Below are 20082 nucleotides of genomic sequence, written 5' to 3'. Positions count from 1 at the left end.
CCGTGCTCCCCGCCGAACCGCCCGCTGAGCCAACCGCCGAACCGCCCGCCGAACCGCCCGCCGAACCGCCCGCCGAGCCGCCCGCCGAGCCGACTGCCGGTCTTGCTCCCGGGGGCGCCGCCCCCGGGCCGTCCCCCGCAGGGCCGTCCGCCGCCGAGCCCGACATCCGGGTGCTGGCCGGGCTGTTGCGCGCCGCCGGGCTCGATCCGTCCGCCGAGGAGCTGGCCGACGCGCTCTGGCTCGCCGGGCGCACCCGGATGCGCGCCGCCGGGGCGCCACCCGCCGGGGAGGCGCCGGCCGGCGGGCGGGCGGGCGGTGCGGGCGCCGGTGAGCGGGGCGGGCCGGGCGGTCCGGTGCCGGGCGCGGGGGAGCCCGTACCGGGGGAGCCCGTACCGGCGGATGCGGAGGCCGAGGATCCGGTCGGGCTGTACGTGCCGGGGGTCCGGAGGGACGCCGGAGCGGAACCGGACGCGGAGGTCCCGGCCGGGGAGGCCGTGCCCGTACGGGTGCCGGGGGCGGCCGCGCTGCCGCGGATCCTGGACGTGCAGCGGGCCCTGCGCGCCCTCCAGCGGCACCGGCCGGCCGCTCCGCCCGGCCGGATGGTGCTCGACGAGGCGGCCACCGCCGAGGCCGGCGCCCGGGCCCTCGGGCTGGTCGTCCCGGTGCTCCGGCCGGAGAGCCGGCGCGAGGCGACCGTACGGCTGGTGATGGACGCGTCGCCGTCGATGGCGGTGTGGCAGGACATGTTCGAGGAGCTGCGGACGGTGTGCGAGCGGCTCGGCGCCTTCCGGGACGTGCAGGTGCACCACCTGCACCGGCTTCCGGACGGCACGCCGGCCCTCGGGCGCGACCCCGTGCCCGGCGGCGGCATGCGCTCCGGCGACCAGCTGCGCGACCCGACCGGGCGGGCCCTGACCATGGTGGTCTCCGACTGCACCGGGCCGCTGTGGCGGGAGGGTTCGGCGCAGCGGCTGCTGCACCGGTGGGCCGAGTGCACCCCGTGCGTGGTCGTGCAGCCGCTGCCGCAGCGGCTGTGGGGGCGCAGCTGGCTGCCGACCGAGCGGGGCACGCTGGCCCGGACCGGAGGAGCGGGCCTGAAGCTGACGTTCCGGCCGGACCGGCCCCCGCTGCCGGGGCGGCCCACGGGAGGCCTGACCGTGCCGGTGCTGCCGCCGAGCGCGACCGCGCTCGGGGCGTGGGCCCGGCTCGTCGCGGGGCTGGGCGCCGGGCCGGTACCGGCCGAGGTCGGCCGGGTGCTGGCGGACCACCGGGCCGCGGCCGCGCCGCCGCCGAGGGCGGTACGGCCGCCGCGCGAGCTGGTGGGGCGGTTCCGTTCCTCGGCGGCGCCCCGGGCCGTGCAGCTGGCGGTGTACCTGTCGGCGGCGCCGCTGGCACTGCCCGTCATGCGGCTGGTGCAGCGCACGATGCTCCCGGACTCGGAGCCGTCCGACCTGGCGGAGGTGCTGCTGAGCGGCCTGCTGCGGCGCAGCGGGCCGCCGCCGGGGCAGTGGTACGAGTTCGTGCCGGGGGTGCAGGACGTGCTGTTGGGGCCGCTGGGGCGGGACGAGGCCGCGCTGGTGCTCAAGCACTGCTCGGAGTACGTGCTCGCGCACTTCGGGCGGGGCGTACGGAACTTCCCCGCGCTCGCCGTCACCCAGCTGACGGGGGCGCCGCCGCCGGTGCCCGGCCCCGGACCGCGCGAGACCGCCGGCCGGGTGCCCGCGGGACGGCTCCCGCAGGCCTTCGCGCAGGTCTCGGCGAAGGTCGTACGGCGGTACCTGCCGGGGCCGCCGGGCGCGGCCGGCCCGGGAAGCCCGGCGGCCGACGGGGCCGCGCCCCCGCCCGCGGGACGGGCCCGGGCGGTACGGGCCGCGCGGGACCGGCTCGCGGACGGGGGCGGCGAAGCGCGGGCGCTGTACGAGGCGGTGGCGGTGCTGCGGCGGGCCGTGGCGGTCCCGGCGGGGCCCGGAGACCCGCCGGAGGAGGCGGAGACGGAGCTGGCGGGGGCGCTGCTGCGGCTGTGGGCGGACCAGCGCGACCCCGAACTCCTCGCCGAGGCGGAGCGGGCCGTGACCGGCCTGGCGACGGCCCCGGCGCGGGCGGCGCTGGGCCGGGTGCTGTACGAGCGGGCCCTGGCGGGCGTACGGCCCGCCGCGGAGCTGCTGGCCGCGGCGGAGCGGGAGTTCGCGTCGGCGGGAGCCGTGCCGGGCGCGGACCGGCGGCTGCGGCGGGACTGCGCGGTGCGGCGGGCGGAGGCCCTGATCCGCCTGAGCGAGGTGCGCGACGACCCGGCGGCCCTCCGGGAGGCCCGCGCCGCCCTGGAACCCCTGACGGGCCCGCCGCCCCCGCTGGCCCCGGACCTGGCGCCCGGGTCGGCGCCCGGCCTGTCCCCTGGTCTGGCCCCTGGCCTGGCCCCGGCTCCGACCCCGGATACGGGTGGGGGCGGTGGACCCGGTGCGGACCCCGAGGGCCGGGACGCCGGCTGTGGGGGCGACGGCGGTGGGGACGCCGGTGGTGGGGACGCCGGTGGGGGCGACGGTCCGGCCGTCGACACCCCGGGCAGCAGTCCCGGCGCCCGGCCCGACCCGGCTGCGCGCTCCGCCGACGGCCCGGAGCGGGACTCCGGTGGCGGATCCGGCCGGGCCCCGGGGCGGGCGGCCGGATCCGGAGCCGGCGGCGCCGAGGGGCTGGACCGGCATCCCGCGCTGCAACTCGCGCTGGGGCGCGTCCTGCTGGCGCTGTTGCCCCGCACCCCGGACCCCGCCGAGCGGAGCGCGCTGGCCGAGGAGGCCGCCGCCCGGCTGGCCTCGGCGCTGGACGCCCTGCCCGCGGAGGCCCTGCCGCGCGGCGCCGGGCCGCGGCCCCGGCGGACCGCCGGGGTACGGGTGGAGCTGGCCGGGGCGCTGCGGTACCTGCCCGGGCGGCTGGAGCAGGCCGCCGCCCAGCTCGGCGCCGCCCTCGCGGAGGCGGGCGGGGACGCGGAGCTGCGGGTAGCGGCCCTGGTGTGCCTGGCCCGCGTCCACCGGGCCAGGTACGCCCGGGACTCCCGCCCGGGGGCGCTGGAGGACGCGGCAGAGGCCTACGGCCGCGCCCGGCGGCTGATCCCCCGGGACGCCGAGGCCTACGCGGAGCTGCTGCCCGAGTGGGGCGACGTCCTCCTGGACCGTGCGCGGGCGGCCGACGGGCGGCCGTTCACCGGTACCGCCGTACGCGTGCTGCGCGAGAGCCGGGCCGCGGTCGCGCAGTCCGACCCGGGGGCGGCGCACCGGCTGGTGCGGCTGGCCACCGGGCTGCGGCTGCGGCACGCGTACGAGGGCGACCCGGTGGACCTGCGGGAGGCCGAGTACCTGCTCGAGCTGGCCGTACGGCACAGCCGCGGCCCGCTGGAGGAGGCCCGCGCCTGGCGGGACCACGGCGACGTACAGCAGGAGATCCACGGTCACACCCGCGCGGCCGAACGCCTCGACCGGGCCGCCGACTCCTACCGGCGGGCCTGGCGGGCCGCCCTGGAGGCCGAGCGTGAGGAGCGCGGGGACACCGCCGTGCGGCTGGCGGCCCGCGTGCAGGAGTTGCGGGGGGCGGTGCTGGAGCGCCTGGCGCGGCCCCGCGCGGCCCTGGACGCCTACCGGGCCGCCCTGGAGCTCTGGCAGCGCCTCGGCGACACCGACACCGGCGCGGCCGCCGATGATGACGGCCGCCGGACGGAAGCGCTCCGTGCCCGGGTACGCGCACTGGAGACGGGCCCATAGGGGCGCAGCCCGCGCGGGACCGCCGCGCCCGCTCCCGTGCCGCGCCGGGCCGCCGGGCCGGGCCGGGCCGCTGGGCCGGGCTCCCGTGCCGGGCCGGGCCGCCCTGCCGTGCCGCCGCCGTGCCGGGCTGCCGCCCTGCCGTGCCGCCGCCGTGCCGGGCTGCCGCGCCGCTGGGCCGGGGGCTGCGCCCGGGGGCTGCCACCGCCCGGCACCGGCCGGGTGCGGACGCCACCGGGTTCCGGACCGGGGAGCGCCCCCGGCGCCGTTCCCGACGCCGGGGGCCGCCCTGCCGGGCTGCCGGGCCGTGCCGCGGGCGGGACTGCCGGGCCGCCCTGCCGTGCCGCCGCCGTGCCGGGCTGCCGCGCCGCTGGGCCGGGGGCTGCGCCCGGGGGCTGGCACCGCCCGGCACCGGCCGGGTGCGGACGCCGCCGGGTTCTGGACCGGGGAGCCCCCGGTGTCGTTTCCGACGCCGCCCCTTGACACACCGGCCCCCGCCCCCGGGAGCCGCGCCGCGCCGCCCGGGCGGCGTGTTCCGGGTCCGGTGGTGGCGGCCGGGCCGCCGTGCGCCCCGGTGGCGCCCGTTTCCGTGCGCCGGGGGAGGGGAAAGGGCAGGGCACCGCCGTACGTCCGAGGCAACAGGGGGAAACCCGGCCCATGGTGACTCAACGTCAGGAAGCCCCCGCGGCCCGCGCGTGTCCCGGTCGGCTCCCGGACCTCTCGGGGCTCGATCTGGCCGCGCTGCGGGGCATCGACCATCCGGTGCTCGCCGCGGTCATCGAAGGCATGGTGGAGCGGGTAACCCACCCGGCCGAGGTCCTCAACGCCTTCGACTCCGGAGTGGTGTGACACCCGGCGCCGTGAACGCCGCCGCCCCGGCCCCGGCCCGGGCCCCGGCCGCGGTCGCCGCCGTCCCGCCGCCCGCCCAGCCGCCCCGCCCCGTCACCCCGCGTACCCGTCGCCGCAGTTGACCACTTTCCGCCGTTAGCCGGGACCCTCCGAAGGGCAGGGATGGACCGTGCGCAGCGGGAGGTACAGGCGATGAGGCAAACGATCACGAGCGACGCGCTGCCGCCCCCACACCGGAACCAGGCCCTCCAGGCCTTCCAAGCCCTCACCGCCCTCCACGCGCGCCACACCCGTCACGCACCCTGGCCCTACGCCCGCCTCGACGTCCCCGCCCTGCGCGCCGCCGGCCACCGCCCTTACCCGATCCGCCAGTTCGTGCTCAAGACCCGCAGCCGCTGCAACCTCGCCTGCACCTACTGCTACGTCTACGAGATGGCCGACCAGGGCTGGCGCGGCCAGCCCGCCGTCATGGCCCCGGCCACCACCGCCCGCGCCGCCGAGCGGATCGCCGAGCACGCCGCCGCCCACGGCCTGGCCCACGTCGACCTCGTCCTGCACGGCGGCGAACCGCTGCTCACCTCGCCCGCCCGGCTGGCCGAGCCCGTCGACGCCGTACGGGCGGCCGTGGCCCGCAGCTCCCCGTGCACCCGGGTCACCGCCACCGTCCAGACCAACGGCACGCTCCTCACCCGCGGCCGGCTCGCCGCCCTGGCCGCCGCGGGCATCCGGGTCGGCGTCAGCCTCGACGGGGGGCTGCCCGCCCACAACGCCCGGCGCGTGGACCGCGCGGGACGGCCCGGCTTCGCCGCCGCGACCCGCGGGCTGCGGCTGCTGTCCCGGCACCCCGACAGCTACGCGGGGGTGCTCTGCGTCGTCGACCTCGCCCAGGACCCCGTGGAGACGTACGAGTCGCTGCTCGGCTACGCCCCGCCCGCCCTCGGACTGCTGCTCCCGCTCGCCCACCACAGCTCCCCGCCGCCGGGCCGGAGCCCCGGCCGCACCCCGTACGCCGACTGGCTGCTCGCCGTCTTCGAGCGCTGGTGGCACGACGGGGAGCGGCGGACCCGGATCCGGATCTTCGAGGAGGTCATCGCCCTCCTCCTCGGCCTGCCCGCGGCCACCGAGACGCTCGGGCTCGCGCCCGCCACCACCGCCGTCATCGAGACCGACGGCTCCATCGAACAGGCCGACTCGCTGAAATCCGCCTACGAGGGCGCCGCCGCCACCGGGATGACCCTCGACACGCACAGCTTCGACCAGCTCCTCGACCACCCCGGGCTCGCCGCCCGCCAGCTCGGGCGGGAGGCGCTCGCCGCCGGATGCCGTTCCTGCGAGCTGGTGGAGGTGTGCGGCGGCGGGCACTACCCGCACCGCTACCTGGCGGGCGAGGGCTTCCGGCAGCCGTCCGTGTACTGCGCCGACCTCAAGGTCCTGATCCGGCACGTCGCCGCCGCCCTCGGCGCCGCGACCGCCCGGCCGCCGGCCCGCCCCGGGCCGCCGTCCGCCTCCGGTACGGCGCCGTCCGCCTCCGGTACGGCGCCAGCCGCTTCCCGTACGGGACCAGCCGCCCCCCATACGGCGGCCGTTCCGCCTCCCGCCGCCCCCGGCGCCGCGACCGCCCGGTCCGCGGCCGACCCCCGCCCGGCGGTGACGCGGCCGGGCCCGTTCCCCGCGCCCGCCGCCCTCCCGCCGCCGCCACCCGCCGCCGATCCCCGGCAGGCGGCCGCGTCGTGAACGACCCCCTCGCCCCGTTCGCCCCGTTCGAGGTCCCGTCCCACACCCTGCGCGCCCTCGCGTCGACCGAGCCCTCCACGGAGGGCACCCGCCTGATCCGCGACATCCGCCGCTCCAAGCGCCTCGTCCTGCTGCGCGCCGTCCTCGACGCCGCCCCCGGCGGGCGGGCCGGGGAGGCCGCCGACCACTGGGCCCTGCTGGAGGAGGCCGAGCGCAAGGACCCGGGCGCCGCGCGGGACGTCGTGCACTACCCGGCCACCGGGGTGTGGGCCGAGGAGACCCTGCGCCGCCTGCACGACCCGTACGGGCCCGCCGCCGACCTCGGCCACCTCGGCGCCCTCGCCGCCGCCGCGGCCCTGCGGGCCGGGGTCGCCTTCGCCACCACCCTGCGGCCCGTGCACGGCCGCCTCGTGCTGCCGACCCTCGGCCTGCTGCGCCCGTCCCACCCCGGCCCGCTCACCCTCACTGAAGGCTCCTGGGACCCCTCGGACCCCGGCACCCTGCCCCTGCACACGCTGCCCGGCGGCGGCACCGCCCTCGACGACCTCGACCCCTACCGGGCGCCGGGCCCCGAGCACCCGGCGCCCGTGCGCGCCGCCCGGCGGCTCACCCCCAAGGGGCACAAGCGCTGGGACACCCAGTGGTCCGGCGCCCTCACCCTGCTCCACCGGTACGACACCCTCCGCGCGGGGGAGACCGTCCAGCTGCTGCGCTCCGTCGTCCCGCTGGCCGGCGGCTCGCGCTCCAGCGGCGCCACCCTCCCCGCGGCCGCGGGATCCGTACTGGCGCGGGCGCAGGCCCCGCCCGCGCTGGCCGCCACCCTCGTCCACGAGGTGCAGCACGGGAAGCTCACCGCGCTCGCCGACGTGCTGACCCTGCACACCGCCGACCGCACGCCCCGGCACTGGGCCCCCTGGCGGTCCGACCCCCGGCCGCTGGAGGGGCTCCTGCACGGGGCGTACGCCCACCTGGCCCTGGCCGGGTACTGGCAGCGCGCCGCCCTCTACGGCGCCCGCGGCGCCTGGGCCCAGCACGCCCGGATCCGGGCACAGGTCGCCGCCGTCCTGCCCGTCCTCCGGGCGCACCCGCAACTCACCTCCACCGGGCGGGAGTTCACCGAGGCGATGGACGACGCCGAGCGGGCCATGGACGAACTGCCGCCGCCCGGGGACCAGCACGCCACCGCCCGCCGGGCCGTCGACCGCGAGCGCAGCACCTGGTGCGCGGAACACCCCGAACTCGCCCCGTTCGCACGAGGCTGACGAATCGTCCGCTGCGGTACCGTTTCAACCCCGTCCACTGCCCGGATTCCAGGGAGACGGCCGTATGACCACCGGTAGCCGGCAGGATCGCGACGCGGCAGCGCAGCAGCAGCAACACCCGCACCAGAATCCCCACCAGAGCCTGCAGCAGGGCCAGCAGCAGAACCCTGACCCGAGCCAGCATCCGACCGCGCATCCGGCCGGGCATCCGATCGCGTACCCGGGCCAGCCGCAGCGCTTCGTCATCAGCTTCGCCGGCTTCAACCGCCCCTGGGCCGTGTGGATCGCCCACCGCCTGGAGGAGCACGGCCACCGCGTCGCCCTCCAGCGCTGGGACCCCCAGAACAGCCCCGGCCTCGCCCCCGCGCTCGACGACCTCGCCCGCTCCGGCAGCCGGGTCCTCCTCGTCCTCAGCGAACGCTACTTCTCCGCCGGCACCCACGCCGACGAGGAGTGGAACACCGCCCTGCGCGCCGTCACCGACCGCCACCCCGACCGGTTCGCCGCCGTCTGCCTCACCGACGCCCCGCTGCCCAGCGCCGTCGCCGTCCTGGAGAAGACCGACCTGTGGGGCCTGGACGCGTACGAGGCCGAGTACCGCGTCCTGCGCCGCCTGGAGCTGCCCACCGACCGCATCGGCACCGAGACCGGCCGCCGCGGCCCCCGCTTCCCCAACGACCCGCCCGAGATCTGGGGCCGGATCCCGCGCCGCAACCCCCGCTTCACCGGCCGCAACGACGTCATCGGCACCCTGCGCGCGGCCCTCACCGAAGCCCCGCCCGGCGCCTCCACCGTCACCCTGCTGGGACTGTCCGGGGTCGGCAAGACGCAGGTCGCCACCGAGTACGCCTACCGCTTCGCCTCCGAGTACGACGTCGTCTGGTGGGTCCCCGCCGAGGACCGGCCCACCCTGCGCGAGCGCCTCGCCGACCTGGCCCCGGCCCTCGGGCTGCCGCGCGGCGCCGGCAGCTACGGCGAGCAGATCCGGGCCGTCCTCGAAGCACTGCGCCGCGGAAGCCCGTACCACCGCTGGCTGCTCGTCTTCGATGGCTGCGACAACCCCGACGACCTCACCGACCTGCTGCCCTCCGGCGCGGGCGACGTCATCATCACCTCCCGCAACCGGGAATGGGCGACCCGGCACACCAGCCTCGTCGAAGTCCCGCTCTACGCCCGGCCCGAGTCCATCACCTTCATCCGGCGCCGGGCCCTGCGGCTCACCGCCCAGGAGGCCGACCAGCTCGCCGAGGCCCTGGAGGACTACCCCCTCGCCCTCGACCAGACCGCCGGCTGGCTCGCCGACTCCCCGCTGACCGTGGGCGACTACCTGGACCTGCTCCAGCGCCGGCTGGACTCCCGCGAGGCCGTCCTCGTCTCCGACGACTACCCGCTGCCCTTCCCGACCGCGCTGGCGATACTCCTCAACAACGTCCGGGAGAACTTCCCCGACGCCCTCGCCCTGCTCCGGCTGTTCGTGTTCTTCGCCCCCGGCCCGGTACCGCTGCGGCTGCTCCGCGAGTTCCCCGTCGAGAACGTCCCCGAACAGCTCGCGGGGCTCATCAACGACCAGATCCGCTGGAACGCCGCCCTCAACAAGCTCGTCCAGTTCTCCGTCGTCCGCCTCGAGTACTCCGACCTGCCCGTGGAGGAGGGAGGCGGCGGCCTGGAGACCGTACAGCTGCACCGCATGGTCCACGGCATCGTCCGCGCCAACCTCTCCGAGGACGAGGCCGAACCCCTCGCCCGCGCCGTCCGCCAGGTCCTCGCCGCCGCCGACCCGGGCCGCCCCTCCGACTCCCGGCTCTGGCCCCGCTACGCCGAACTCGTCCCGCACCTGTCCACCTCCGGCGTGCTCACCAGCAGCAACCCGCGCATCCAGAACTTCCTGCTGCACTGCCTGCGCTACCTGCTCCTCGCCGGGGAGTACCGCACCTGCCTGCGGCTGTCCGAGGAGACCGACCGGGCCTGGCGCGCCCAGCTCGGCGAGGACCACCCCAAGGTCCGCGAGCTCAGCTACCAGTACGGCGGAGCCCTGCGCAACCTCGGCCTGTTCCGCCGCGCCGAGACCCTCACCAAAGCCGTCGCCGACCGGCTCACCGAGGAGCGCGGCGAACGCGACCTGGAGACCCTGCGCGCCGTCAGCGCGTACGGCGGCGTCCTGCTGTGCATCGCCAAGTTCGAACCGGCCCGGCAGATCTTCGAGCACTGCCTCGCCACCTACCGCGAGCTGCTCGGCGAGGACGACTCCACCACCCTCGGCGCCCAGAACAACCTGGCCGCCACCTACCGGCTGCTGGGCCGCTACCAGGACGCGTACGACCTCGACCTGGACACCCTGCGCCGCCGCGAGCGCATCCTGCGGCCCCAGCACATCTCCACCCTGTCCTCCGGGATCGCCTGCGCGATGGGCCTGCGCCTCATGGGCCGCTACCGGGAGGCGCAGACCCGGCAGGAACAGGGGGTCAAGCTCAACACCCAGGTCCTCGGCCTCGGCCACCCGCAGACCCTGCGCGCAGAACACAACCTCGGCATGTGCCTGCGCCGCTCCGGCGACATCACCGGCGCCGGGCTGCGGCTGAGGACCGTGTGGGAGCGGGCGACGCGCGTCTTCGGCGTCGACTACCCGTGGACGCTGATGGTGGCCTCCGACTACGCCACCTACCTCCGGGAGTACGGGGACATCGGCGAAGCCCGCCGGATCTCCGAGGACGTCGTGCGCGGCTACCAGACGCAGCTCGGCCTCGCCCACCCGTACAGCATCGGCACCGTCGGCAACCTCGGCCTCGTCCTGCGCGCGCAGGGCGAGCGCGCCGAGGCCCTGAACCTCGCCGAGCAGGCCCTCGCCGGGATGCGGGGGGCGCTCGGCGACCGCCACCCCTGGACCCTGGGCTGCGCCCTCAACGCCACCGGGCACCGCAACATCACCGGCCGCCTGGAGGACGCGCTCGACCTCAGCCGGCAGACGCTGCGGACCGCCGAACGGGTCCTGGGCCCCGACCACCCCATGACGCTGAGCGCGCAGATCGCCCTGGCGGCGGACCTGCGGTCGGTACGGGAGGACGTCGAGGCCGGCAAGCACGAGGAGGCGGGCATCCGGTCGCTGACCCGCGTGCTCGGGCCGCAGCACGTCCACACGGTGTCCGCGAAGCAACAGACCCGCCCCTACTGGGACTTCGAACCCCAGCCGTAGCTCCCCGGGGCTCCGCCCCAGACCCCGCGCCTCAAACGCCGGCGAGGCTGGATGTGCCCCGGCTGAGCCGGATGTGGCCGGGCGAGGCTGGATGTGCCCCGGAAGGGGGAAGGCCCGGTCTCCCTGAGGGGGCCGGGCCTTCCGTACCGCTGAGCCGCGCAGTGGCTAGGCCTCGAAGACCTCGTTCAGCAGCAGCTGCTGCTCCGCCTGGTGCCGCTTGGCCGAGCCCACCGCCGGGGACGAGCCGTGCGGGCGCGAGATGCGCCGCAGGCGCTCGCCCGCCGGGACGTCCGCGCCGACCGCCAGGTCGAGGTGGTCGATCAGGTTCAGCGCGATGAACGGCCACGCACCCTGGTTCGCCGGCTCCTCCTGCGCCCAGATGTACTTCGCCGCGTTCGGGAACTTGGCGATCTCCGCCTGGAGCTCCGCACCCGCCAGCGGGTACAGCCGCTCGATGCGGATGATCGCCGTGTCCGTGATGCCGCGCTTCTCCCGCTCGGCCTCCAGGTCGTAGTAGACCTTGCCGGCGCAGAAGACGACCTTGCGCACCGCGTTCGGGTCCACGGTGGCGTCACCGATGACCGGACGGAACGAACCGGTCGTGAACTCCTCCGCCTTCGACGCCGCCGCCTTCAGACGCAGCATCGACTTCGGGGTGAAGACGATGAGCGGCTTGTGGTGCGGGTTGTGGACCTGCCAGCGCAGCAGGTGGAAGTAGTTCGACGGCAGGGTCGGCATCGCGACCGTCATGTTGTCCTGCGCGCACATCTGGAGGAAGCGCTCGGGGCGCGCGGACGAGTGGTCCGGGCCCTGGCCCTCGTAGCCGTGCGGCAGCAGCAGCGTGACGCCGGACGTCTGGCCCCACTTCTGCTCGGCCGAGGAGATGAACTCGTCGACGACGGTCTGCGCGCCGTTGACGAAGTCACCGAACTGGGCCTCCCAGAGGACCAGCGCCTCGGGGCGGGCCAGCGAGTAGCCGTACTCGAAGCCCATGGCCGCGTACTCGGAGAGCAGCGAGTCGTAGACGTTGTAGCGCGCCTGGTCGTCCGCCAGGTACTGCAGCGGGGTGTAGTCCTCGCCGGTCTCCCGGTCGATCAGGACCGCGTGGCGCTGGCCGAACGTGCCGCGGCGGGAGTCCTGGCCCGACAGCCGGACCGGAGTGCCCTCCATCAGCAGCGAACCGAAGGCCAGGGTCTCGCCCATGCCCCAGTCGATGGTCCCCTCGTCGATCATCGACGCGCGACGCTGCAGCTGCGGCAGCAGACGCGGGTGCACGGTGACGTGCTCCGGGATGTTGACCTGCGACTCGGCGATCCGCTTGACCGCCTCCTGCGAGATCGCGGTGTTCACGACCACCGGGAACTGCGGCTGCGCCACCGGGACCGGCGCGCTGACCGCGGGCTGCGTGGCGGCCTCGCGGACCTCCGCGAAGACCTTCTCCAGCTGGCCCTGGAAGTCCTGGAGGGCCTGCTCGGCCTCTTCCAGGGTGATGTCGCCGCGACCGATGAGGGACTCGGTGTACAGCTTGCGCACCGAGCGCTTCTTGTCGATCAGGTCGTACATCAGCGGCTGCGTGAACGCCGGGTTGTCAGACTCGTTGTGCCCGCGGCGGCGGTAGCAGATGAGGTCGATGACCACGTCCTTGTTGAACGCCTGACGGAACTCGAAGGCGAGCCGCGCGATGCGGACCACGGCCTCCGGGTCGTCGCCGTTCACGTGGAAGATCGGCGCCTCGATCATGCGGGCCACGTCGGTCGCGTACATCGAGGAACGCGAGGACTCCGGGGCGGCGGTGAACCCGACCTGGTTGTTGATGACCACGTGCACGGTGCCGCCGGTGCGGTAGCCGCGCAGCTGCGACATGTTCAGCGTCTCGGCGACCACACCCTGGCCCGCGAAGGCCGCGTCGCCGTGCAGGGCGACGGGCAGGACCGTGAAGTCCGTGCCGCCCTTGTTGATGATGTCCTGCTTGGCGCGGACCACGCCCTCCAGGACCGGGTCCACCGCCTCCAGGTGCGAGGGGTTCGCGACGAGCGAGACCTTGATCTGCTCGCCGTCCAGGCCCGTGAACGTGCCGTTCGCGCCCAGGTGGTACTTGACGTCGCCGGAGCCGTGCATGGACTTCGGGTCGAGGTTGCCCTCGAACTCGCGGAAGATCTGCGCGTACGACTTGCCGACGATGTTCGCCAGGACGTTCAGGCGGCCGCGGTGGGCCATGCCGATCGCGACCTCTTCGAGGCGGGCCTCGGCGGCCGAGTCGATGACGGCGTCGAGCAGCGGGATGACGGACTCGCCGCCCTCCAGGGAGAACCGCTTCTGGCCGACGTACTTCGTCTGCAGGAACGTCTCGAAGGCCTCGGCGGCGTTCAGCCGGCGCAGGATGCGCAGCTGCTCCTCGCGCTCCGGCTTGGAGTGCGGACGCTCGATGCGGTCCTGGATCCAGCGGCGCTGCTTCGGGTCCTGGATGTGCATGAACTCGACGCCGGTGGTGCGGCAGTACGAGTCGCGCAGGACGCCGAGGATGTCGCGGAGCTTCATCATCGACTTGCCGGAGAAGCCGCCGACCGCGAACTCGCGCTCCAGGTCCCACAGGGTGAGGCCGTGCTCGGTGATGTCGAGGTCGGGGTGCTTGCGCTGCTTGTACTCCAGCGGGTCGGTGTCGGCCATGACGTGGCCGCGGACCCGGTAGGAGTGGATCAGCTCGAAGACGCGGGCGGCCTTCGTGACGTCGTCGTCGTGCGAGGCGTCGATGTCCCTGAGCCAGCGGACCGGCTCGTACGGGATGCGCAGCGCCTCGAAGACGTCGTCGTAGAAGCCGCTCTCGCCGAGCAGCATGTTCGCGACGACGCGCAGGAACTCGCCGGAGGCCGCGCCCTGGATGACCCGGTGGTCGTAGGTCGAGGTCAGGGTCATGACCTTGGAGATGCCCAGCTTGTTCAGGGTGTCCTGCGAGGTGCCCTGGAACTCGGCGGGGTAGTCCATGGAGCCGACGCCCATGATGACCGACTGTCCGGGCATCAGGCGGGGCACGGAGTGCACGGTGCCCAGGCCGCCGGGGTTGGTCAGCGAGACGGTGACGCCCGTGAAGTCGTCCATCGTCAGCTTGCCGACGCGGGCGCGGCGGACGATGTCCTCGTACGCCTGCCAGAACTCGAAGAAGTTGAGCGTCTCGGCCTTCTTGATGCCGGCGACGACGAGCTGGCGGTCGCCGTTCGGCTTCACCAGGTCGATCGCCAGGCCGAAGTTGATGTGCTCCGGCTTGACCAGGGTCGGCTTGCCGTCCTTCTCCGTGAAGGAGTAGTTCATCGACGGCATGGCCTTGATGGCCTGCACCATCGCGTAGCCGATGAGGTGGGTGAAGGAGATCTTCCCGCCCCGGGCGCGCTTCAGGTGGTTGTTGATGACGATGCGGTTGTCGAAGAGCAGCTTCACCGGGACGGCGCGGACGGACGTGGCCGTCGGCACCTCCAGGGAGGCGTTCATGTTCTTGACGACGGCAGCGGACGGGCCGCGGAGCGTCACCAGCTCGGGGCCCGCGGGGGCCCCAGTGGCGGGCGCGGCGTCAGCCGCTCCGGTGGAGCCGGTGCTCGCACCGGGGGCTGCCTTGGGGGCTGCGGAGGAGGGAGCGGCCGCGGCCGGAGCCGGTGCCGGGGAGGAGGACGCGGCCGGTGCGGCGGCCGGAGCCTGGGAGGTGACAGTCACAGCAGGGGCACCAGAGGGGGTGGCAGGAGCAGGGGCAGGAACTGGCACGGCCGTGGGCGCGGAGGCTGAGGTCGGCGCGGCGGCGGCGGGCGCCGCCCCCGTGGCGGCATCGGCGGTCCGCGGGGCCGCGGCGACGGCGGGGGCGGCCTGTGCGGAGGCGCCGTCCGTCGTCGGGGAACTCTTCGGCTCTTCGGCCTTCACGGGCGCGACGGCGCCTCCGGGCTTGTAGTCCGCGAAGAAGTCCCACCAGGCCCGGTCGACCGAGTTCGGGTCCTGGAGGTACTGCTGATAGATCTCGTCGACGAGCCACTCATTTGCACCGAAGCTCGTGGCAGGGGTCTTCCCGCCCTCTGCTGCTTCGGTCGTGGTGCTCGAGTTACTGGGGGACTGTGGCGACACGGCGGCAACCGCCCTCTTCCGCTTCACAAGGTATGGACAGCGGGAATAAAGGCTACGCCTCCTGGGGGGCGACATGCAGACCGGGCGGGACATCCGTCGCGTAGGTCACATCGAACGGCGGGTTTCGCCGCCCTGAATGGCGGGAAACAAGCGTGGTTCGGGTAGGGGGCACCCAGGTTGCGGCCCCCATGGCTTCGCACCCCTGACGGACCCCGGCTGGATGTGGCCGAGATCATGTCCTTCCCACTCGAACCCTACGTCAACCCGGCGCCTACGAGCTGCCCGGAAGCGTGACGAGGATGCGGCATCCCCGTGACGATTCGGCCACTCCGATGCGCCCGCCGTGCAGCTCCACGGCCCACCGGGCGATTGCCAGGCCCAGCCCGGTCCCGCCGTCGCCGCCCCGGGCACTGCCCCGGTTGAACCGCTCGAAGACCCGGTGGCGCTCCGCCTCCGGGATGCCCGGGCCCTCGTCGCGCACCTCCAGCGCCAGGCTCCCGGGCGCGTCACCGGCGCGGGCGCGGACCGTGACCCGGCCGTGCGCGGGGCTGTGCTTGACCGCGTTGTCGATCAGGTTCGCCACCACCTGGTGCAGCCGCTCGGCGTCCGCGTACGCCGCCAGCTCGGACGGGAAGACGTCCAGGTGCAGGTGCACGTCGTTGCGGGTGTGCCCGCCGGAGCCGGAGGACAGCCCGGGCCGGCCCGCCGCCGCCAGCCCGGACTCCTTCAGCACCCCCGACAGGTACGGCCACACCTCGAAGCGCCGGGCCCGCAGCGGCACCACCCCGTTGTCCACCCGGGACAGGTCCAGCAGGGTCTCCACCAGCCGCCCCAGGCGCTCGGTCTGCTTCAGGGCCGTCCGCATGGTCTCCGGGTCAGCCGCCGAGACCCCGTCCACCACGTTCTCCAGCACCGCCCGCAGCGCCGCGATGGGCGTGCGCAACTCGTGCGAGACGTTGGCGACGAGCTCCTTGCGGTGCCGGTCCACGGCCTCCAGGTCGTCGGCCATCAGGTTGATCGTGGAGGCCAGGTCGCCCAGCTCGTCGCGGCGGCCCGCCTCGCGGACCCGCCGCGTGTAGTCGCCGCGGGAGATCGCCCGGGCCACCGTCGTCATGTCGTCGAGCGGCGCCGTCAGGCTGTGCGCCACGAACTGGGTGATCAGCATCGAGGCGATCACGGAGAAGACCGTGATGAACCGCAGTTCCGTGTCGGTGCGCAGGGCCACCATCAGCAGGCCCGTGGTGATGAACACCGAGACCACCACGAGGGTGCCCAGCTTCGTCTTGATGGAGAAGGGCGAGAAGGGCCGCAGCCCCCCGGCGGGGCGCTGCCGCGGCCGTTGCCGCTGCCGTGGCCTCCCGGGCGGGGCGCTCACGCCTGCGCCGGGGTCTCCAGGGCGTACCCGACGCCGTGGACCGTACGGATGCGTTCCGCGCCGATCTTGCGGCGCAGGGCCTTGATGTGGCTGTCGACCGTACGGGTCCCGGACGCGTCGGCCCAGTCCCACACCTCCGCCAGCAGCTGCTCCCGCGAGAGCACCGCGCGCGGGGTGCCGGCCAGGCACACCAGCAGGTCGAACTCGGTCGGCGTCAGGTGCACGTCCTCGGCCTGGACCCGGACCCGGCGCTGCGCGTGGTCGATCTCCAGGTCGCCCAGGCGCAGGGTGGCCCCGCGCGGGGCGTGCGCGGCGAGCGTGGCGCGTTCCACGCGGCGCAGCAGGACGTGGACCCGGGCGGCGAGCTCGCGCATCGAGAACGGCTTGGTCATGTAGTCGTCCGCGCCGACCCCGAGCCCGACCAGCAGGTCCGTCTCGTCGTCCCGGGCGGTGAGCATCAGGACCGGGACCGGCCGCTGGGCCTGGACCCGCCGGCAGACCTCGAGCCCGTCGAAGCCGGGCAGCATGATGTCCAGGACCAGCAGCTCGGGCAGCCAGCTCTCGGCCGCGCCGACGGCCGCCGGACCGTCCGCGGCCGTCTGCACCTGGAAGCCCTCGGCCCGGAGCCGGGCCGCGATGGCCTCGGCGATGGTGCGGTCGTCCTCGACGACGAGCACGCGCCGCTGGGCGCCGGGTGTCGCCGATGCGCCGTTGTGCGTGGTGTGCGTCTGTTCCATGTCCCGGTCCCGCCCCGTGAAGATCTGCGTGGTGGGGTGCAGCGTAGAGGAGGCACCGGCCTGCGGCTATGCGGGGTTCGGACAGGGTATTTGTACCGAAAGTGCTGGTCGGAGGGGGAATGTGCCAGGTGCGTCCGCCCTCGCGGGACCGGCCGGTGGACGGCTGCGTTCCGGTTGTTCCGGTTGTGGCGGGCGGCGCCCGGGCGGGCCGGACACTCCGTCAGTTCGCGGTGAACGGGGGCAGCGCTTCCAGCACCCTGGCGAGGGCGGGGGGCTCGGCCCCCTGCTCGGCGGCCACCTCGTGACCGCCGTGCGCGACCGTGAAGGCGAACCCGTCGTAGACCGTGGTCGCGTTCTTCGAGAACCTCGGCAGCCGGGCGAAGTCCGCCTCGCGGAGCGCGGCGGTCAGGGCGGCGAGCCGGTCCGGCGCCAGCCGGCCGGAGCCGTCCGGGTTCGCCCGGGCGTCCAGCCGGGTCCAGGATCCGTCGCCCTTGACGATCAGGGTGTGGGCCTGGCCGGCGAAACCGCCGGACCGCGTGGCCCGTACGAGGGTCTCCGAGGCGGTGACGGTACGGCCGGGGGCCGGCACGGTGCTCGGGCTCGCGGCCGGGCCGGGCGTGGCACCGCCCGGGGAGGGGGAGGGGGCCGCGGAACCGGTCGGCGAACCGGGCCCGCCGGAGGGGGAGTCGGGCGCGGCCGATCCGGAGGGACCGCACGCGCCCAGGAGCATCGCGCCCAGCAGCGCGGCGGCCGCCACCGGCACCGTTCGTCGTGCTCGCATGCCCCACCTCCGCGGGTACTCGGGCCGAACCCCGAGTATGGAGTCCCCGCACCCGATCCGAACAGCTCCCGGAGGCCGCCATCCGCCGCATCGCGCCCTGGCGCGTCGTGCCCGCGCTGACCGCCCTGCTCCTCGGCCTCTGGTGCCTGGAGCGCGGCGGCGGTCTGTGGCGCGACGAGTCCGTCACCTGGCAGGTGGCCCACCGGCCGCTGGGCGGGCTCTGGGAGCTGCTGGGCCAGGTGGACGCCGTCCACGGGCTGTACTACCTGCTGATCCACGGGGTCTTCCTCGCCTGGGACGGAGGCCTGTGGGCCCTGCGGCTGCCGTCCGTCGCCGCCACGGCCCTCGCGGCCGCCGGGGTGGCCGCGCTCGCCCGCCGGCTCGCGGGGGAGCGGGCGGCGCTGATCGCCGGGGTGGTGTACGCCGTGCTCCCGCCAGTGCAGATGTACGCGCAGGAGGGGCGCTCGTACGCCCTGGTCGCGGCCGCGGTGGTGTGGGCGACGTACCTGATGCTCTGCCGGCGCTGGGCGGCCTACGCGGCGGTGCTGCTCATCGGCTGCTGGCTGCACGAGTTCGCCGTACTGGCGCTGCCCGCCCACGCCGTCACCGCCTGGCGCTCGCGCGGCTGGCGGCTGGCCGCCGGGGCCGTCGCGGTCCTGCTGCTGCCGCTGGCGCTGGTGAGCGCGCGGCAGGCGGAGCAGCAGCTCGGCTGGCTCGGGCGGCCCACCTGGCAGGACTGGACGGCGTACGGGGTGCTCGCGGGCGCGGTGCTGCTGCTCGCCCGGGGCGCCGCGGAGCGGGACCTCGTACGGGTGGCCGTGCCGCTGGCGCTGCTGCCGCCGGGGGTGCTGATGGCGGTGTCCCTGGTGCACCCCTGGTACGTCGACCGGTACGTGCTCTACTCCCTGGCCGGGCTCGCCCTGCTCGCCGGCGCCCGGCTGGCGGCGGTCCGGTGGGGGGCCGTACGGGGCCGGTGGCCCTGGGCGGCGGCCGCCGCGCTCCTGGTGCCGTGCGCGCTCTGGTCGGCGTGGCTGCGGACGCCCGAGAGCCGCAAGGACGACGCCCGGGCGGTGGCCGCGGCCGTCCGCGAGGCGGCCCGGCCGGGCGACGCGGTGGTGTTCCTCCCGTCGCGGCGGCGGGAATGGCTGCTCTCCTCGCCGGAGACGTACGGGGGACTGCGGGACGTGGCCCTGGACCGCACCCCGGCGGCCTCGCGCAGCCTCCAGGGCACCGAACTGCCCTCGGTGGAGCTCCGCGAGGCGCTCATCGCGTCGCCCCGGGTGATCGTGCTGCTGGACCCGGCCGAGGAGCCGGTGGACCCGTACCCGCGTGAGGCGGTGAAGCGGCAGACCCTGGCCGCCTGGTTCGACCTGTGCTCGGTCACCGCCGTCCGGGGCGCCCGCGTCGCGGTGTACGCGGCTCCGGGCACCTGCGAGCCCTGACGGCGGGGCGGCGGGCGGCGCGGCCGGGGGTTAACCCCACCCGGGGTCCGGGTACCGGCACCATCGGCCCGGGGCGCTCCGGCGCCGACGATGGGGGCATGCCCCTTCACACCCCGTCAGTTCGCCTCGTCCCCACCGCGGTCGCCGTCCTCGGCGCGGCGCTCCTGCTCGCCGGATGCACCTTCGGAGAGGTGGTCCGCACGTCGGTCGCCGCCGACGCCACGGTCACCGAGGCCGTGACGGCGGTCCGGCTGACGGGGGTCCGGTCCGGGTCGGTCGAGGTCACGGCCGGGACGGGGCCGGGGGTCGCCGTGCGGCGCACCGTCCACTACCGCGGGGCCACCGCCCCGGAGGTCGGCCAGCGCGTGACCGGCGGCGTCCTGACCTTCACCTCCGGCTGCTCCCGCGACTGCTCCGTCGACTACCGCCTGGAAGTTCCGGCCTCGGCCGCGGTCACGATCGAGGGCAGCAGCGGCCGCGTCACCGTGACGGGCGTGGCCGCCGCCGACGTCGAGTCCGACTCGGGCGACGTGCGGGCCGACGCGATCACCGGCCCGCTGAAGGTCCGTACGTCCTCGGGCACGATCACCGCCACCGGGCTGGCCGGCCCGAGCGCCGAGGTCCGCTCGAAGTCGGGGGAAGCCCGCCTGGACTTCACCCGGGCCCCCGCCTCGGTCAGCGCCGAGAGCACCTCGGGCGACGTCACCCTGAAGGTCCCCTCCGGCCCCTACCGGGTCGCCGTGTCCACCACCTCGGGCGACCGCGACGTCACCGTCCCCACCGACCCCGCGGCGACCTCCCGCCTCGCGGCGAAGACCACCTCGGGCGACGTCCGCGTCGGGGCGCTCGGCTAGCCGGTCCCGTC

The 20082-nt window shown here is 75.7% G+C and carries 11 protein-coding genes; 7 read left to right on the top strand and 4 right to left on the bottom strand.

Annotated elements, in window-relative coordinates:
* The first annotated feature begins 2 nt into the window (after positions 1 to 2).
* The 5 genes from OTB16_RS02125 (at position 3) to fxsT (ending at position 10781) form a co-directional block, all read left to right on the top strand.
* The gene (locus OTB16_RS02125; RefSeq protein ID WP_267717884.1) at positions 3 to 3749 is read left to right on the top strand and encodes an SAV_2336 N-terminal domain-related protein; all 3747 of its coding nucleotides are present in this window, start codon (positions 3 to 5) and stop codon (positions 3747 to 3749) included.
* A gap of 654 nt (positions 3750 to 4403) precedes the next feature.
* The gene (fxsA, locus tag OTB16_RS02120; protein WP_267717882.1) at positions 4404 to 4595 is read left to right on the top strand and encodes an FxSxx-COOH cyclophane-containing RiPP peptide; all 192 of its coding nucleotides are present in this window, start codon (positions 4404 to 4406) and stop codon (positions 4593 to 4595) included.
* Between the two features lie 192 nt (positions 4596 to 4787).
* A complete protein-coding gene (locus tag OTB16_RS02115; protein ID WP_267717881.1) occupies positions 4788 to 6329 on the top strand; it encodes an FxsB family cyclophane-forming radical SAM/SPASM peptide maturase in 1542 nt (513 codons plus the stop codon).
* On the top strand, positions 6326 to 7591 hold the full coding sequence (locus OTB16_RS02110; protein WP_267717880.1) for an HEXXH motif domain-containing protein: 1266 nt from the start codon (positions 6326 to 6328) through the stop codon (positions 7589 to 7591). Before OTB16_RS02115 ends, OTB16_RS02110 begins: the two co-directional genes overlap by 4 nt.
* 64 nt (positions 7592 to 7655) lie before the next feature.
* Positions 7656 to 10781: an FxSxx-COOH system tetratricopeptide repeat protein gene (gene fxsT / locus OTB16_RS02105; RefSeq protein ID WP_267717878.1), complete on the top strand. Its 3126-nt coding sequence runs from the start codon at positions 7656 to 7658 to the stop codon at positions 10779 to 10781.
* Between the two features lie 165 nt (positions 10782 to 10946).
* Here fxsT and OTB16_RS02100 read toward each other — a convergent pair whose 3' ends face one another.
* The 4 genes from OTB16_RS02100 to OTB16_RS02085 all read right to left on the bottom strand — a co-directional run bounded on the left by OTB16_RS02100 (position 10947) and on the right by OTB16_RS02085 (position 17775).
* Positions 10947 to 14882 (bottom strand): multifunctional oxoglutarate decarboxylase/oxoglutarate dehydrogenase thiamine pyrophosphate-binding subunit/dihydrolipoyllysine-residue succinyltransferase subunit, encoded by a 3936-nt coding sequence (locus tag OTB16_RS02100; protein WP_267717877.1) that lies wholly within the window; start codon positions 14880 to 14882, stop codon positions 10947 to 10949.
* Positions 14883 to 15153: 271 nt separating this feature from the next.
* Positions 15154 to 16257 carry a HAMP domain-containing sensor histidine kinase gene (locus tag OTB16_RS02095; protein ID WP_267717875.1) on the bottom strand — a complete coding sequence of 368 codons (1104 nt, stop codon included), beginning with the start codon at positions 16255 to 16257 and terminating at the stop codon, positions 15154 to 15156.
* On the bottom strand, positions 16254 to 16994 hold the full coding sequence (locus OTB16_RS02090) for a response regulator transcription factor (protein ID WP_267717874.1): 741 nt from the start codon (positions 16992 to 16994) through the stop codon (positions 16254 to 16256). The genes OTB16_RS02095 and OTB16_RS02090 overlap by 4 nt, the downstream gene beginning before the upstream one ends.
* 220 nt (positions 16995 to 17214) lie before the next feature.
* The gene (locus OTB16_RS02085) at positions 17215 to 17775 is read right to left on the bottom strand and encodes a hypothetical protein (RefSeq protein ID WP_267717873.1); all 561 of its coding nucleotides are present in this window, start codon (positions 17773 to 17775) and stop codon (positions 17215 to 17217) included.
* Between the two features lie 107 nt (positions 17776 to 17882).
* On the opposite strand from OTB16_RS02085, the gene OTB16_RS02080 reads away from it, so the two are divergent.
* Together OTB16_RS02080 and OTB16_RS02075 are read left to right on the top strand one after the other, a co-directional pair.
* Positions 17883 to 19217: a glycosyltransferase family 39 protein gene (locus OTB16_RS02080; RefSeq protein WP_267717872.1), complete on the top strand. Its 1335-nt coding sequence runs from the start codon at positions 17883 to 17885 to the stop codon at positions 19215 to 19217.
* A 98-nt stretch (positions 19218 to 19315) separates the two neighbouring features.
* Positions 19316 to 20071: a DUF4097 family beta strand repeat-containing protein gene (locus OTB16_RS02075; protein WP_267717871.1), complete on the top strand. Its 756-nt coding sequence runs from the start codon at positions 19316 to 19318 to the stop codon at positions 20069 to 20071.
* Positions 20072 to 20082: the final 11 nt, after the last annotated feature.

This window comes from Streptomyces antarcticus (genome assembly GCF_026627255.1).
GTDB lineage: Bacteria > Actinomycetota > Actinomycetes > Streptomycetales > Streptomycetaceae > Streptomyces > Streptomyces antarcticus.
The sequence above is the reverse complement of the archived record's forward strand: the minus strand, read 5'-3'. Positions and strand labels throughout refer to the sequence as shown.

Excerpts from the sequence above, each read along its gene's own strand:
- OTB16_RS02085 (WP_267717873.1), bottom strand. The coding sequence starts at position 17,775 with ATGCGAGCACGACGAACGGTGCCGGTGGCGGCCGCCGCGCTGCTGGGC.
- OTB16_RS02090 (WP_267717874.1), bottom strand. The coding sequence starts at position 16,994 with ATGGAACAGACGCACACCACGCACAACGGCGCATCGGCGACACCCGGC.
- OTB16_RS02115 (WP_267717881.1), top strand. The coding sequence starts at position 4,788 with ATGAGGCAAACGATCACGAGCGACGCGCTGCCGCCCCCACACCGGAAC.
- fxsA (WP_267717882.1), top strand. The coding sequence starts at position 4,404 with ATGGTGACTCAACGTCAGGAAGCCCCCGCGGCCCGCGCGTGTCCCGGT.
- OTB16_RS02075 (WP_267717871.1), top strand. The coding sequence starts at position 19,316 with ATGCCCCTTCACACCCCGTCAGTTCGCCTCGTCCCCACCGCGGTCGCC.
- fxsT (WP_267717878.1), top strand. The coding sequence starts at position 7,656 with ATGACCACCGGTAGCCGGCAGGATCGCGACGCGGCAGCGCAGCAGCAG.